The 14,856-nt window shown below is 71.4% G+C and carries 12 protein-coding genes; 3 read left to right on the forward strand and 9 right to left on the reverse strand.

Annotation, left to right across the window (positions count from 1 at the left end; translation table 11 throughout):
• Window positions 1–2 precede the first annotated feature (2 nt).
• Window positions 3–452, reverse strand: a complete 450-nt coding sequence (locus ACIBCJ_RS33835; RefSeq protein WP_133888113.1) for a DUF948 domain-containing protein — start codon at window positions 450–452, stop codon at window positions 3–5.
• A gap of 165 nt (window positions 453–617) precedes the next feature.
• Here ACIBCJ_RS33835 and ACIBCJ_RS33840 point away from each other — a divergent pair, with 165 nt between their 5' ends.
• Entirely contained in the window at window positions 618–2,810 is a 2,193-nt protein-coding gene (locus ACIBCJ_RS33840; RefSeq protein WP_362097052.1) for a regulator, read from the forward strand.
• A gap of 30 nt (window positions 2,811–2,840) precedes the next feature.
• Here the strand turns inward: ACIBCJ_RS33840 and rpsD are convergent, their stop codons facing one another.
• The 5 genes from rpsD to ACIBCJ_RS33865 all read right to left on the reverse strand — a co-directional run bounded on the left by rpsD (window position 2,841) and on the right by ACIBCJ_RS33865 (window position 8,009).
• Window positions 2,841–3,455, reverse strand: coding sequence for a 30S ribosomal protein S4 (gene rpsD / locus ACIBCJ_RS33845; protein ID WP_030185023.1), 615 nt, complete (start codon window positions 3,453–3,455; stop codon window positions 2,841–2,843).
• 289 nt (window positions 3,456–3,744) lie between these two features.
• Window positions 3,745–5,100: a replication-associated recombination protein A gene (locus tag ACIBCJ_RS33850; RefSeq protein WP_365980554.1), complete on the reverse strand. Its 1,356-nt coding sequence runs from the start codon at window positions 5,098–5,100 to the stop codon at window positions 3,745–3,747.
• 69 nt (window positions 5,101–5,169) lie between these two features.
• Window positions 5,170–5,832, reverse strand: a complete 663-nt coding sequence (locus ACIBCJ_RS33855) for a vitamin K epoxide reductase family protein (protein WP_365980555.1) — start codon at window positions 5,830–5,832, stop codon at window positions 5,170–5,172.
• Between the two features lie 195 nt (window positions 5,833–6,027).
• The gene (gene hisS / locus ACIBCJ_RS33860) at window positions 6,028–7,290 is read right to left on the reverse strand and encodes a histidine--tRNA ligase (protein WP_362512467.1); all 1,263 of its coding nucleotides are present in this window, start codon (window positions 7,288–7,290) and stop codon (window positions 6,028–6,030) included.
• Window positions 7,291–7,301: 11 nt separating this feature from the next.
• Complete coding sequence (locus tag ACIBCJ_RS33865) at window positions 7,302–8,009, reverse strand: MBL fold metallo-hydrolase (protein ID WP_362097065.1); 708 nt, start codon at window positions 8,007–8,009, stop codon at window positions 7,302–7,304.
• A gap of 183 nt (window positions 8,010–8,192) precedes the next feature.
• Here ACIBCJ_RS33865 and ACIBCJ_RS33870 point away from each other — a divergent pair, with 183 nt between their 5' ends.
• Together ACIBCJ_RS33870 and ACIBCJ_RS33875 are read left to right on the forward strand one after the other, a co-directional pair.
• Window positions 8,193–9,029, forward strand: a complete 837-nt coding sequence (locus ACIBCJ_RS33870) for a peptidylprolyl isomerase (protein ID WP_365980556.1) — start codon at window positions 8,193–8,195, stop codon at window positions 9,027–9,029.
• 135 nt (window positions 9,030–9,164) lie between these two features.
• Window positions 9,165–10,394 carry a DUF349 domain-containing protein gene (locus ACIBCJ_RS33875; RefSeq protein WP_365980557.1) on the forward strand — a complete coding sequence of 410 codons (1,230 nt, stop codon included), beginning with the start codon at window positions 9,165–9,167 and terminating at the stop codon, window positions 10,392–10,394.
• Window positions 10,395–10,472: 78 nt separating this feature from the next.
• On the opposite strand, the gene relA is transcribed toward ACIBCJ_RS33875, so the two are convergent.
• From relA to secF, 3 genes are all read right to left on the reverse strand, one after another.
• Entirely contained in the window at window positions 10,473–13,016 is a 2,544-nt protein-coding gene (gene relA / locus ACIBCJ_RS33880) for a GTP pyrophosphokinase (RefSeq protein WP_133888104.1), read from the reverse strand.
• A gap of 172 nt (window positions 13,017–13,188) precedes the next feature.
• A complete protein-coding gene (locus ACIBCJ_RS33885) occupies window positions 13,189–13,737 on the reverse strand; it encodes an adenine phosphoribosyltransferase (RefSeq protein ID WP_362097075.1) in 549 nt (182 codons plus the stop codon).
• Complete coding sequence (gene secF / locus ACIBCJ_RS33890; RefSeq protein WP_362097078.1) at window positions 13,734–14,855, reverse strand: protein translocase subunit SecF; 1,122 nt, start codon at window positions 14,853–14,855, stop codon at window positions 13,734–13,736. The genes ACIBCJ_RS33885 and secF overlap by 4 nt, the downstream gene beginning before the upstream one ends.
• Window position 14,856 lies beyond the last annotated feature (1 nt).

The raw sequence follows: 14,856 nt of genomic DNA on the forward strand, positions 1-14,856 counted from the left end.
GGTCAGCCCTTCTTCCGCTTCGTCCGCCGCGCGGCCGGCAGCGTACGGCCCACGATCACGGTGCGCCGCGCCTGGGCGGCCGGGACGGACACGTCATCCTTGCGACCGCCGAGTGCCCGCCGCACGCCGTACCCGAACGCCGCCACCTTCACCAGCGGGCCGCCGAAGGTGGAGGCCACGGTGGTGGACAGCGCGGAGGCGTTCGAGGTGACCTCCTGGACGTCGGAGGCGATCGCGTCGACCCGGTCGATCTGGGTCTGTGCGCTGCGCACCGCCGCGGAGGCGTCGGCCAGCAGCGGGACGGCCTGGTCGGTCACGTCCGCCACGAGTTTGGTGGTCGTCCTGAGCGTCTGGGCCAGCCTCGCCAGTGCGACGGCGAGGAAGGAGACCAGGATCGCCCAGAAGACGGCCACCAGGATCCCGGCCACCTCGCCACCGGACACTGTGTGCACCCGCTCCCTGAAAGACGTGCCTCAACATCGGGAAAGTCGTGCACCGAGCCTATCGCGCCGGGCGCGGGGCTCCGTACCCCGTTCCGCGTCCCGCGCGGCGCGGGGCGGCCGAGTTGCCCGAAGGGATTGTACGGAGTGAATACGGTTCAGTACGCTCCGTGTTCCATGCGAGACCTTCGGCGCGACGGCGTTCCGCACGGCAACCTACCGCTGGAGCTCGACGCCTTCGTGGGGAGAGCGACGGAACTCGCGGGGCTGGCCCGGGCGCTGGACGCGGCACGCCTGGTGACCGTCACCGGGCCCGGAGGCGTCGGCAAGTCCCGGCTGGCGGCGCGGGCGGCCGGGCGCCGCTCGCCCCGGGACGGGGTGTGGCGGGTGCAGCTGGCGCCGGTGCGCGACGAGGAGTTCGTCGACTATGCGGTGGTCGAGGCGCTGGGCCTGACCGACCACACGACCCGGCTGCCGCGCGAGACGCTGCTCGCGCACCTGGCCGAGCGGGAACTGCTGTTGCTCCTGGACGGGGTCGAGCACCTGGTGGACGCCTGCGCGGCCCTGGTGACCGAGCTGCTGGGCCGTGCCCCCGGGCTCAGGGTGCTGGCGGTGGGGCGCAGGCCGCTGGGCGTGGCCGGGGAACGGCTGGTCCCGCTGGCTCCGCTGGGCACGGAGGAGGCGGTGGAGCTGCTGGCGGTGCGGGCCGGGCAGCGCAGCGTCACCTGCGGCCACGACGCCGCCGATCCGGACGCGGACCAGCGGGAGGCGCGCGAGCTGTGCCGCCGCCTGGACGGGATCCCGCTGGCGATCGAGCTGGCGGCGGGGCGCCTGGGCGCGCTGTCCCCGGGGCAGGTGCTGCACCGGCTCGACGACAGGTTCCGGCTGCTGACGGGCGGGGACCGCACCGCGTTGCCCCGGCACCGGACGCTGCGCACGGCGATCGGCTGGAGTCATGAGCTGTGCACGCCGCCGGAGCGGCTGCTGTGGGCGCGGCTGTCGGTGTTCGCCGGGCCGTTCGACCTGGAGGCGGCCGAGTACGTGTGCAGCGGTGAGGGGCTGCCGGCCGACGAGGTGCTCGACGTCCTCTCCGCGCTGCTCGCCCAGTCCGTGCTGACCCGCGAGGAGTCCCCGGCCGGGGTGCGCTTCCGGATGCTCGACACGGTGCGGGCGTACGGCGCCGACTGGCTGGAGGCCGCGGGGGACGCGGACCGGCTGCGGCGGCGGCACCGGGACTGGTATGTGGGCCTGGCCACCTGGTGCGAGCTGGAGTGGTTCTCGCCGCGCCAGGGCGAGGTCGCCGCGCGCGTGGACGCGGAGCTGCCGAATCTGCGCAGCGCCCTGGAGCACTGTCTGACCGAGCCGGACGACGCGCACCTGGGCCAGTATCTGGCGGGCTCCCTGTGGTTCCACTGGGTCGGCTGCGGACGGCTGTCGGAGGGGCGGCACTGGCTGGAGCAGGCGGTGCGGCTGGACGCGGAGCCGACTGCGGGCGACCAGCCGCGGCTGAAGGCGCTGTGGGTGCTGGCGTACGTGGCGATCCTCCAGGGCGACACGGTGCCCGCGCTGGCCGCGCTCCAGGAGTGCCGCCGGGAGGCGGAGCGCTCGGCGAACCCCACGGCGGTGGCGTACGCGGAGCACCGCACCGGCTGTCTGGCGCTGGTGACGGACGACATGCCGCGCGCGGAGACGCTGCTGCGCTCCGCGCTGCGCCGCTACCAGGAGATCGGCGAACTGAACAGCAACGTCCTGATGGGCCAGGTGGAGCTGGCGATGACGCGGGCGTTCCAGGGCGATCTGCCGGACGCGGTGCGCCTGTGCGAGGACGTGCGCCAGGTCTGCGAGGACCACGGCGAGCGCTGGGCCCGCGGCTACGCCCTGTACGTCCTCGCCTACGCGGCGTGGAGCGAAGGGAACCCGGTGCGTGCCCGCGAGCTGCTGGCCGACTGCCTGGGCGGTGCGCACCGCTTCCGCGACCAGCTGGGCTCGGTGCTGGCGGTGGAGCTGCTGGCCCTGGTCACGGTGGCGGAGGGCGACGCGGCGGAGGCGGCGGTGCTGCAGGGTGCGGCGGGGCGGATGTGGCCGTCGGTGGGGCTGCCGCTGTTCGGCTCGGCGCACTACAACGCGCCGCACGAGCTGTGCGAGGCGACGGCCCGGGAACAGCTGGGCGACGAGCGGTACGAGCAGTGCGCACGGCACGGGGCGCGGCTGGGCCGCCGGGAGGCGGTGGCGCGGGCGCTGCGGCGGCCCGGGGCACCGGCCTCGCTGCCGGCGCCGCGCTCGGCGGACGGGCGGCGGACGGCGGCGGGCTCCCGCACGGCGAAGCCCGCCGCCTCGCCCACCCGGAAGGGCGGGGAGACGGCGGGCTGAGGTACCGCTGGTACTGCGCCGGGGCTGGGATCAGCGGGCGTAGTACTCGACGACGAGCTGCTCGTCGCAGATCACCGGGATCTCCTTGCGGTTCGGCTCGCGGTCCAGGCGGAACGCCAGGGCCTTGAGGTTCACCTGGAGGTAGCGCGGGGTCTCGCCGTCGGGGGCGAAGCCACCCTCGCGGGCGATGGTGAAGAGCGTCTTCTCCTTGGAGCGCTCGCGCACCTGCACCACGTCGTCCGGGCGGACGCGGAAGGACGGCTTGTCGACCTTCTGGCCGTTGACCTGGATGTGGCCGTGGACGACCATCTGGCGGGCCTGGTAGATCGTGCGGGCGATGCCCGAACGCAGGACCAGCGCGTCGAGACGGCGCTCGAGCTCGATGACCAGGGCCTCGCCGGTCTTCATGTTGGTCTTGGAGGCACGCTCGTAGGCGCGGACGAGCTGGCGCTCGCTGAGGTCGTACTGCGCGCGCAGACGCTGCTTCTCGAGCAGACGGACCTTGTAGTCCGAGTTCTGCTTGCGGCCGCGGCCGTGCTCGCCCGGCGGGTAGGGGCGGGCCTCGAAGTACTTGACGGCCTTCGGGGTCAGCGCGATGCCGAGGGCACGCGACTTCTTGACCTTGGGGCGGGACTGGTTCGCCACTGTGTCTCTTTCCTAGTTCCGGCTTGTCAGGGTTGTGGGAGGTCGCAATCCGCAGCCGGGGAAACCCGCCGGGTCCGTGTGGACCTGCCGGGCAGCCGCTCCCCTGGTCTGGGCACATACGTGCAGCACGCGAGTGGCCCACCGACCTGTCCGGAACCCCGGGTGGTGGTGGGCTGCCCGCGACACCGATCGACGGTGCGCGACGCTCCTGGAACCCGCTGGGGGTTCCGGCCGGTTGTCCCGTTCTGACTGCACGGGACTCGGCACTCCGGGCGATTCTACAGGCTGCTCAGGTGGGCTTGCGACCGAGGTGCCCGCGGGTCCACTCCACCGCGTCCGCGTACCGGGCCTCGGCGCCGTGCCGGGTCGGCGTGTAGTAGGTGCGGTCCTTCAGCTCGTCCGGAGCGTACTGCTGGGCGGCGATGCCCTCGGGCAGGTCGTGCGGGTACACGTACCCCTGCCCGTGTCCGAGCTTGCCGGCGCCCTTGTAGTGGCTGTCGCGCAGGTGCGCGGGGACCGGTCCGGCGTGCCCCTTGCGCACGTCCTCCAGTGCGGCGCCGATGGCGGTGGTCGCGGCGTTGGACTTGGGGGCCAGCGCCAGGGCGATGGTGGCGTGGCTGAGGGTGAGGGCGGCCTCCGGGAAGCCGATCATGGCGACGGCCTGGGCGGCGGCGACGGCGATCTGCAGCGCCTGCGGATCGGCCAGGCCGATGTCCTCGCTGGCGGAGATCATCAGGCGCCGGGCGATGAAGCGGGGGTCCTCGCCGGCCTCGATCATCCGGGCCAGGTAGTGCAGGGCCGCGTCGACGTCGGAGCCGCGGATGGACTTGATCAGGGCGCTGGCGACGTCGTAGTGCTGGTCGCCGTCGCGGTCGTACTTCACCGCCGCCCGGTCGACCGTCTCCTCCAGCGTGGTCAGGCCGATCTCCGCCTCGCCCTTGTCGAGGGCGGCCCCGGCGGCGGCCTCCAGCGCGGTCAGCGCACGGCGGGCGTCGCCGCCCGCGATGCGCAGCAGGTGCGCCTCGGTGTCATCGGGGAGCGCCACGGCGCCGCCCAGTCCCCGCTCGTCGGTGAGGGCGCGGCGGAGCAGGCCGCGCACGTCGTCGTCGGTGAGGGGTTCGAGGGTGAGCAGGAGGGAGCGGGAGAGCAGCGGGGAGATCACCGAGAAGTACGGGTTCTCGGTGGTGGCGGCGACCAGGGTGACCCAGCGGTTCTCGACGGCGGGGAGCAGGGAGTCCTGCTGGGCCTTGCTGAAGCGGTGGATCTCGTCGAGGAAGAGGACGGTCTCCTTGCCGTACCCGCCGACCGCGCGGCGGGCGCCGTCGATGACCGCGCGGACCTCCTTGACGCCCGCGGTGATCGCCGACAGTTCCACGAACCGCTTGTTGGTGGCCTTGGACACGACGTACGCCAGCGTGGTCTTGCCGGTGCCCGGCGGGCCCCAGAGGATGACCGAGGACGGCCCCGCCGGGCCGGAGGCGCCCTCGCCGACCAGGCGGCGCAGGGGGGATCCGGGCTTGAGCAGGTGCTGCTGGCCGACGACCTCGTCGAGGGTGCGGGGGCGCATCCGCACGGCGAGGGGGCTGCCGGTCGGGTCCTTCTCCTGGCGTTCTTCGGCTGCGGCGGTGAACAGATCGGGCTCCACGCCTTGAACCCTAAAGGACCGCACCGACAACGCGGCGGGCCCGGTGGGCCCGCCCTCCCGCCGGACCGGTCAGCTGGTCCAGAAGTCCCACCAGCGGGTGAGGATCATCATGCCGATGATGCCGATGTGCAGCACCGGCAGGACCCAGGTGAACTCGCCGAAGAAGCCGCGCAGCCAGCCCGGCGCGGGCAGGAAGCCCTTGCGGACGTTGAAGGACGTCACGTACCAGAACATCAGGATGGTGGCGACCCAGGCCAGGCAGCACCACAGGCACAGCGCGTTGATCCGGTACAGGGACTGGAACTGGAGCCAGGACACGAAGCCGACGCCGAACAGGCAGCCCGCGTTGAAGGTGAGCCAGTACCAGCGCGGGAACGTGGCGCGGGCGAGCAGGCTCATGCCGACGCAGACGACGACGGCGTAGGCGGCGAGGCCGAGCATCGGGTTCGGGAAGCCGAAGACGGAGGCCTGGTCGCTCTCCATGACGCTGCCGCAGGAGACGACGGGGTTGAGGCTGCAGCCGGGTGTGAAGGTGGTCCCGGCGATCTTGGCCTCGAGCAGCTTCTGCTTGTCGATCGTGATGACCCACGCGGCGAGCAGGCCGGCCGCGCCCGTGATCACCAGCAGCAGCGCGAGGGCCCGGCTGCCGCCTTCGGTGCGCGAGGTGCGGGCCCGGGGGTCCGGCGCGGACTCGTCCACGGTGGAGACGTCCTTCACTGTCGTCTTGCTCATCACGCCGATTCCGTCACTGGAGGGTCGGACCTGCTTCGGGCAGGGGCCATTGTGCCGCACGACCCTGTAGGGGCACCGTTCGATGAACATATGAACGGATCGGTGATCACCCCGGAGCGCTGCCTTCCGGCCATCGTCCGTTCCCCAGGGGCACACGCGAACGAGAACGCGTGCCCCCGGAGGCGTCCGGGACCGCTAGCCGCGCCGCGACTCCAGCTCGGCCACGATCTCGTTGACGCCGATCGCGGTCTGCTCGCCGGACTCCATGTCCTTGAGCTGGACGACGCCTTCGGCGAGGTCGCGCTCGCCGAGGACCAGGGCGTAGCGGGCGCCGGAGCGGTTGGCCGCCTTCATCGCGGCCTTCAGGCCCTTGCCGCCGTAGGAGAAGTCGGCGGCGACGCCGTTCTTGCGCAGCTCGGTGACCTTGGCGAACAGGATCCGGCGGGCCTCCTCGCCGAGCGGCACGGCGAAGACGGAGGTGGCCGACGGGATGTCCAGCTCGATGCCCTCCGCCTCCAGGGCGAGGACGGTGCGGTCGACGCCGAGGGCCCAGCCGACCGAGGGGAGGGAGGGGCCGCCGATCATCTCCGACAGGCCGTCGTAGCGGCCGCCGCCGCCCACCGCGGACTGGGAGCCGAGACCGTCGTGGACGAACTCGAACGTCGTGCGCGTGTAGTAGTCCAGGCCGCGCACCAGCTTCGGGTCGTCCTCGAAGACCACACCGGCCGCCGTGATCAGCTCGCGGACCTCCTCGTGGTACGCCTTGCAGGCGTCGCACAGGTAGTCGCGCAGCAGCGGGGCGCCGGTGAGCTGCCTCTGCACGTCCGGGCGCTTGTCGTCCAGGACCCGCAGCGGGTTGATCTCGGCGCGGCGCAGGGTCTCCTCGTCCAGGTCGAGCCCGCGCAGGAACTCCTGCAGCGCGGCCCGGTAGACGGGACGGCACTCCTGGTCGCCCAGGGAGTTGAGCAGGATGCGGAAGTTCTGCAGGCCGAGCGCGCGGTACGACTGGTCGGCCAGGATGATCAGTTCGGCGTCCAGGGCCGGGTCCTCGGCACCGATCGCCTCGGCGCCGACCTGGGAGAAGTGCCGGTAACGGCCCTTCTGGGGGCGCTCGTAGCGGTACTGCGAGCCCGAGTACCAGACCTTCACCGGCAGGTTGCCCGCCTTGTGCAGGTTGGCCTCGAGGACCGCGCGCAGCACCGGGGCGGTGGTCTCCGGGCGCAGGGCGAGGCGGTCGCCGCCCTTGGTCTCGAAGACGTACATCTCCTTGGTCACGATGTCGGTGGACTCACCGACACCGCGCGCGAACAGCTCGACGTTCTCGAAACCGGGCGTCTCGATGTAGCCGTAGCCGGAGTTGCGCAGCGGGGCGGCGATCGCCTCGCGGACCGCCAGGAACTTGGCGGAGTCGGGCGGCAGCAGGTCGTACGTGCCCTTGGGGGCCTTGAAGGTGCTCACGGAAGGTCTCGTCACATTCCTCGTCGGGGAGCCCCGGGGGCTCCCTGGCCGGATGCCACCTGCCGCAGGTACGGGTTGGTGGCGCGCTCCTGGCCGATGGTCGTCTGGGGGCCGTGTCCGGACAGCACCACGGTCGAGTCGTCGAGCGGCAGGCACACGCGTGCCAGGGACTCGAGCATGTCGTCCATGGAGCCACCGGGGAAGTCGGTGCGTCCGATGGAGCCGGCGAACAGCAGGTCGCCCGAGAACATGACCGGCGGGACGTCCGCCGCCTCGGGCAGGCCGAAGGTCACCGACCCCTTGGTATGGCCCGGTGCGTGCGCGACCGACAGGTTCAGGCCCGCCAGCTCCAGCCGCGCGCCGTCGGTCAGCTCCTTGACGTCGTCCGGCTCCCCGACGGTCAGCTCGCCCATGAGCGGCATGCCGATGGTGCGGCCGATCCCCTTCTCCGGGTCGCTCATCATGTAGCGGTCCTCGGGGTGGATCCAGGCCGGCACGTCGTGGGCACCGCACACCGGGACGACCGAGGCCACGTGGTCGATGTGGCCGTGGGTGAGGACGACGGCGACGGGCTTGAGCCGATGTCTGCGGATCGCGTCCTCGACTCCGGGGGCCGCCTGGTGGCCCGGGTCGATGATCACGCACTCCTCTCCGGCGGCCGGGGCGACGAGATAACAGTTCGTCCCCCAGGCCCCGGCGGGGAACCCGGCAATGAGCACGATCGTCCTTCGTTTGGGTCGGTACGGGTGGGCTTGCGAACGGATCGCGCCCATGGTCAGAGCCTACCGGCGGTGCCGATTCCTCAGCGAACCCATATACGGTACGGGGCTACACGCCCACGGTCGGCTCATCGCACCCACGCGTACCGGTCGGCACACGAAGACGCATGAGGAGAGAACCCGGTGGTCACCCAGGAGCAGCGGCGGCGTCAGCTCGCCCGGGAGAAGTTCTTGCGGCAGCAGCAGCGACGTACCTCCGCACGACGCAAGGCGCGCATGCGCAACGCCGCGATCGCGTCCGTGCTCGGCGTGATCCTGATCGGCAGCGTCGCGCTGTACACGACCGGCGTGGTCCTGGGGGACGACGACGACAGCAAGACGAACGCGGGCGCGGAGGCCACGCCGAGCGCCTCGGCGCCGAGCAAGGCGCCGGACCCGTGCGAGAAGCCGGCCGACGGCAAGGTCAAGACGCAGACCTGGAAGAAGGAACCTGCGATGACCGTCGACGAGTCGGCGAAGTACACGATGAAACTGGCGACCACGTGCGGTGACATAGACATCGCGCTGAAGGCGAAGGCGGCGCCGCACACCGTCAACTCGTTCGACTTCCTCGCCGGGAAGGGCTACTTCGACCACACCAAGTGCCACCGGCTCACCACCGAGGGCATCTACGTGCTCCAGTGCGGCGACCCCACGGCCCAGGGCAACGGCGGTCCCGGCTACAACATCCCGGACGAGAACCTGAAGGACAAGAGCCTGAAGGACAACGTGTACCCGGCGGGCACGGTGGCGATGGCCAACACCGGCCAGCCCGGCTCCGGCGGCAGCCAGTTCTTCCTGGTGTACCAGGACAGCCAGCTGCCCCCGAGCTACACGCCGTTCGGCACGGTGTCCGAGGGAGGCATGGCGGTACTGAAGAAGATCGCCTCCGCGGGGGCCCAGGCCGCGGACCCCACGACCGGCAACACCGCGCCCAACGCGACGGTCGTGATCGACAAGGCGACGGTCACGAAATCCTGACCCTCATCAGCGGAAGTTCGGTCGTGCGGGATGCGGACAGGCCGCCCGCCGGTCGCCTATGTTGGCCGTGACGAAACTGTGGACGATGCCCGGGGGCGGCGAAGCCCTCCGCAGGCATCATGTGGAGGAGGCGCTGTGAGCAGCGACCCGTGGGGCCGCGTCGACGAGACGGGGACCGTGTACGTGCGTACGGCCGACGGCGAGCAGGTCGTCGGATCCTGGCAGGCAGGCTCCCCCGAGGAGGCACTGGCCTACTTCGAGCGCAAGTACGAAGGCCTGGTTGTGGAGATCGGCCTCCTCGAGAAGCGGGTGAAGACCACCGACCTGTCGGCCAAGGACGCCCAGACCGCCGTCGACCATCTGCGCGAGCAGGTGGACGCGCACCACGCGGTCGGTGACCTGGAGGCCCTGCGGGCCCGTCTGGACAAGCTCGTCGCGCTCGTGGAGACGCGGCGCGAGGAGCGCAAGGCGCAGCGGGCCAAGCAGTCCGACGAGGCGCGGGGCGCCAAGGAGGCCCTGGTCGCCGAGGCCGAGGAGCTGGCGCGCTCGGACCAGTGGCGGGCGGCCGGCGAGCGGCTGCGGTCCCTGGTCGACACCTGGAAGGGGCTGCCGCGCCTGGACCGCAAGTCCGACGACGAGCTGTGGCACCGCTTCTCGCACGCCCGCTCGGCGTTCTCCAAGCGCCGCAAGCAGCACTTCGCGCAGCTCGACGCGCAGCGCGAGGAGGCCCGCCGGACCAAGGAGCGTCTGGTCTCGGAGGCCGAGGCACTGTCGAGCTCGACCGACTGGGGACCGACGGCCGCGCGCTACCGCGACCTGATGTCCGAGTGGAAGGCCGCGGGCCGCGCCCAGCGCGAGCACGAGGACGACCTGTGGAACCGCTTCCGCGGCGCCCAGGACGTGTTCTTCGCCGCCCGCAGCTCGGTCTTCGCCGAGCGGGACGCCGAGCAGACGGAGAACCTGAAGCTCAAGGAGGAGCTGGCCGAGGAGGCCGAGAAGCTCGTCCCGGTCACCGACCTCAAGGCGGCCCGTGCCGCGTTCCGCTCGGTCAACGAGCGCTGGGAGGCCGTCGGCCACGTGCCGCGCGACGCCCGGCCGAAGGTCGAGGGGCGGATGCACGCGGTCGAGCGGGCTCTCCAGGAGGCCGAGGAGGCCGAGTGGCGCCGGACCAACCCGGAGGCACGCGCACGTGCCGAGGGTCTGACCGGCCAGCTCCAGGCCGCCGTGGACAAGCTGCGCTCCCAGATCGAGCAGGCGCGCAGCCAGGGCAACGACGCCAAGGCCGACAAGCTCGCCCGTGAGCTGGAGGGCCGCCAGGCGCTGCTGGACCAGGCGCTCAAGGGCCTGCACGAGTTCGGCGGCTGACGCTCGCGGACCGACACGAGAGGGGCTCCCGTACACGTCGTACGGGAGCCCCTCTCGTGTGTGTGCCTGTGCGGGCCGCTACGACGGCCTGCGCGCCGAGGTCACCCGGTACACGTCGTAGACGCCCTCGACGCCGCGTACGGCCTTCAGGACGTGCCCGAGGTGCTTCGGGTCGCCCATCTCGAAGGTGAACCGGGAGGTGGCCACGCGGTCGCGGGAGGTCTGCACGGCCGCCGAGAGGATGTTGACGTGCTGGTCGGACAGCACGCGCGTGACGTCCGACAGCAGCCGGGAGCGGTCCAGCGCCTCGACCTGGATGGCGACCAGGAAGACGGAGGACTGGGTGGGCGCCCACTCGACCTCGAGGATGCGCTCGGGCTCCCGGGACAGCGAGTCCACGTTCACGCAGTCGCTGCGGTGGACGGAGACGCCGCTGCCGCGGGTGACGAAGCCGATGATCGGGTCGCCGGGGACGGGCGTGCAACAGCGGGCCAGCTTGACCCACACGTCCTCGACGCCCTTGACGACGACGCCGGGGTCGGCGCTGGTCCGGCGCTTGCGGCCGCGGCCGTGGGCCGGCGGGACCGACTCGTCGATCTCCTCGGTGGCCGCCTCCTCGCCACCGAGCGCCTGCACCAGCTTCTGCACGATGTTCTGCGCGGACACATGGCCCTCGCCGATCGCGGCGTACAGCGCGGAGATGTCCGAGTAGCGCATCTCGTGCGCGAGCGTGACCAGGGAGTCCCCGGTCAGGATGCGCTGGATCGGCAGGTTCTGCTTGCGCATGGCCCGGACGATGGCGTCCTTGCCCTGCTCGATCGCCTCGTCCCGGCGCTCCTTGGAGAACCAGGCGCGGATCTTGTTGCGGGCGCGCGGCGACTTCACGAAGCCGAGCCAGTCGCGGGAGGGGCCCGCGCCGGCCGCCTTGGAGGTGAAGACCTCCACCAGGTCGCCGTTGTCCAGGGTGGACTCCAGCGGGACCAGACGCCCGTTGACCCGTGCCCCTATGGTCCGGTGACCGACCTCGGTGTGGACGGCGTAGGCGAAGTCCACCGGGGTGGCCCCGGCGGGGAGCGCTATGACGTCGCCCTTGGGGGTGAAGACGAAGACCTCGTTGCGGGACAGGTCGAAGCGCAGGGACTCCAGGAACTCGCCGGGGTCCTCCGTCTCCTTCTGCCAGTCGAGCAGCTGGCGCAGCCACGCCATGTCGTTGAGGTGGTCGTCCTTGCTCTTGCCGGACGCCTTGGGTGCGTCGGTGCGCACCTTGGAGGCACCGGCGACGGCCTCCTGCTTGTACTTCCAGTGCGCGGCGATGCCGTACTCCGCGCGGCGGTGCATGTCGAAGGTGCGGATCTGCAGCTCGACCGGCTTGCCCCCGGGCCCTATGACCGTCGTGTGCAGCGACTGGTACATGTTGAACTTGGGCATCGCGATGTAGTCCTTGAACCGCCCCGGAACCGGGTTCCAGCGGGCGTGGACCGTGCCGAGCGCCGCATAGCAGTCTCGGACGGTGTCCACCAGGACGCGGATGCCCACCAGGTCGTAGATCTCCGCGAAGTCCCGGCCGCGGACGATCATCTTCTGGTAGACGCTGTAGTAGTGCTTGGGACGGCCGGTGACGGTCGCCTTGATGCGGGCCGAGCGCAGGTCCTGCTGGACCTCGTCGGTGACGACGGCGAGGTACTCGTCGCGCTTGGGGGCGCGCTCGGCGACCAGGCGGACGATCTCGTCGTACATCTTGGGGTAGAGGATCGCGAAGGCGAGGTCCTCCAGCTCCCACTTGATGGTGTTCATGCCCAGGCGGTGGGCGAGCGGCGCGTAGATCTCCAGGGTCTCGCGCGCCTTCTTCTCCTGCTTCTCGCGCTTGAGATAGCGCATGGTGCGCATGTTGTGCAGGCGGTCGGCGAGCTTGATGACCAGGACGCGCGGGTCCTTGGCCATGGCGACGACCATCTTGCGGACCGTCTCGGCCTGCGCGGCCTCGCCGAACTTGACCTTGTCGAGCTTGGTGACGCCGTCGACGAGCAGGGTGACCACGTCGCCGAAGTCGCGGCGCAGGTCCTCCAGGCCGTACTCGGTGTCCTCGACGGTGTCGTGCAGCAGTCCCGCCATCAGCGTGGCCGGGTCCATGCCCAGCTCGGCGAGGATGGTGGTGACGGCGAGCGGGTGCGTGATGTACGGGTCGCCGCTCTTGCGCTTCTGGCCCCGGTGCCAGCGCTCTGCGACCTGGTAGGCGCGCTCGATCTGGCGCAGGGTCGCCGTCTCGATCTTCGGGTCGTTGCCGCGCACTATGCGCAGCAGCGGCTCCAGGACCGGGTTGTAGGGGTTGGCGCGCTGCACGCCGAGCCGGGCGAGACGGGCGCGGACGCGGTTGGAGGAGCCGGAGCGGGCGGGCTGCCCGGCGGGGGCACGGACCACGGGCGCGTTCTGCGGGCGCTCGGACGGGAGCGTCTTGGGGCGCGGCTGCTGCTCGGCCGGCTTGTCGACCGGCGCGGACGCGGCGTGCTGGATCGGCCCACGCGTGTCGTTCTTCGCCTGGGGCGCGCTCGGCGCGGGCTTCGCCGCGGACGCCGAGGCGGACTCGGGCTTTGCGGCGGTCAGTGGCTGGGCCTCGTCTGGCAAGAGGACTCCTCGTGCGCGATCCGGGTCCCCCGGTCAGGCTCCGGATACCCCATGGTAGCGATCCTGTGTCCCAGGATCGCCTTCAGGCCGGTGTGAGGGCCGTCGACTCCTGCAACGCCTGGGGCGGGCGCCGGATTCCTCCGGGCCCGCCCCAGGGTGCGGTGCGGGTGGCTCAGACCGTGAGCAGCGCCGTCAGCGGCGCCCCGGACAGGGCCGGCTCCAGCCGGGCGCGCCCGCCCAGGAACCCCAGCTCCATCAGGACGGCGACGCCCGCGATCTCGGCCCCGGCCCGCCGGATCAGCTCCAGCGAGGCCTCGGCCGTGCCGCCGGTGGCCAGGACGTCGTCGACGACCAGCACGCGGTCGCCCGCGCTCAGGTCCTCGGCGTGCACCTCGATCTCGGCGGAGCCGTACTCCAGGTCGTACGCCTGGCTGAGGGTGGCTCCGGGGAGCTTGCCCGCCTTGCGTACGGGGATGAAGCCGAGGCCGGCCCGCAGGGCCACCGGGGCGCCGAGGATGAAGCCGCGGGCCTCCAGGCCGACGACCTTGGTGGCACCGGTGCGCCCGGCGACCTCGGCGAGCGCGTCGGTCAGCGCGGCGAACGCCGCCGGGTCCGCCAGGAGCGGGGTGATGTCCTTGAACACCACGCCCGGCTCCGGGTGGTCGGCCACGTCCCTGATGCGGCTCAGGAGCAGCTCCGTGAGGCCGGTGGTTCCGGTCATCGGCGCTTCCCCGAGGGCCGGCCGCGTCCCCGGCCGCGGGACGCGGGCTGGTTCCGCGGGCCGACGACCGCCGGCGCCGCGTCGTCGGGCTCGTCGTCCGCGTACGGCGTCTCCGCCTCGGCGTCCGGTGCCTGCTCGCCCTTGGCCGCCGTCTGGGCCCGCTTGGCGAGGACCCGCTTCTTGAGGGCCTTCATCTGCGGCTCGGCCTCCTTGAGGTCGGCGACGAGCGGCGTGGCGATGAAGATCGACGAGTAGGCGCCCGCGGCGAGACCGACGAACAGCGACAGCGAGATGTCGTTGAGCATGCCGGCGCCGAGGACACCGCCGCCGATGAACAGCAGGCCGCCCACCGGCAGCAGGGCGACCACCGTGGTGTTGATGGAGCGGACCAGGGTGCTGTTGATCGACCGGTTGGCGATCTCCGCGTAGGTCCAGCGGGTCTGCTTGGTGATGTCCCGCGTCTGCTCCTTGAGGCTGTCGAAGACGACGACCGTGTCGTAGAGCGAGTAACCGAGGATCGTCAGCAGACCGATCACGGTGCCCGGGGTGACCTCGAAGCCGACGAGGGCGTAGATGCCCACCGTGATGGTGATGTCGTGGATCAGCGCGACGAAGGCGGCCAGTGCCATCCGCCACTCGAACGCGATCGCCAGGTAGATCACCACGAGGACCATGAAGATCCCGAGGCCCTGCCATGCCTTGTTCGCGATCTGGTCGCCCCAGCTGGGACCGACCAGGTCGGCGTTGATCTTCTCCGCCGGGACGTCCAGGTCCTTGGAGAGTTCGTCCTTGATCTGGTCCGACTGCCCGGTGTCGGTGCCCGCGATCTGGATGCGCAGGCTGCCGTCGCCGAGCTTCTGGACGATCGCGTCGTGCCCGGAGGCCTCCTCCGCCCAGGTCTCGGTCTGGGAGACCGAGGCGCTCATGTTCTTCGGAGTGGTGAAGACCGCGCCGCCCTGGAACTCGATGCCCATGTGCAGGCCGCGCACCGCCAGGCCGACGATGGCCGTGATGGTGATGAGGATCGAGATGCCGTACCAGATCTTGCGGTTCTTGACGAAGTCGTAGCCGACCTCACCGTGGTGCAGTCGGGCGCCGAGCGTGCCGAGCTTCGACATC

The organism is Streptomyces sp. NPDC051136 (assembly GCF_044455745.1).
Lineage (GTDB): Bacteria > Actinomycetota > Actinomycetes > Streptomycetales > Streptomycetaceae > Streptomyces.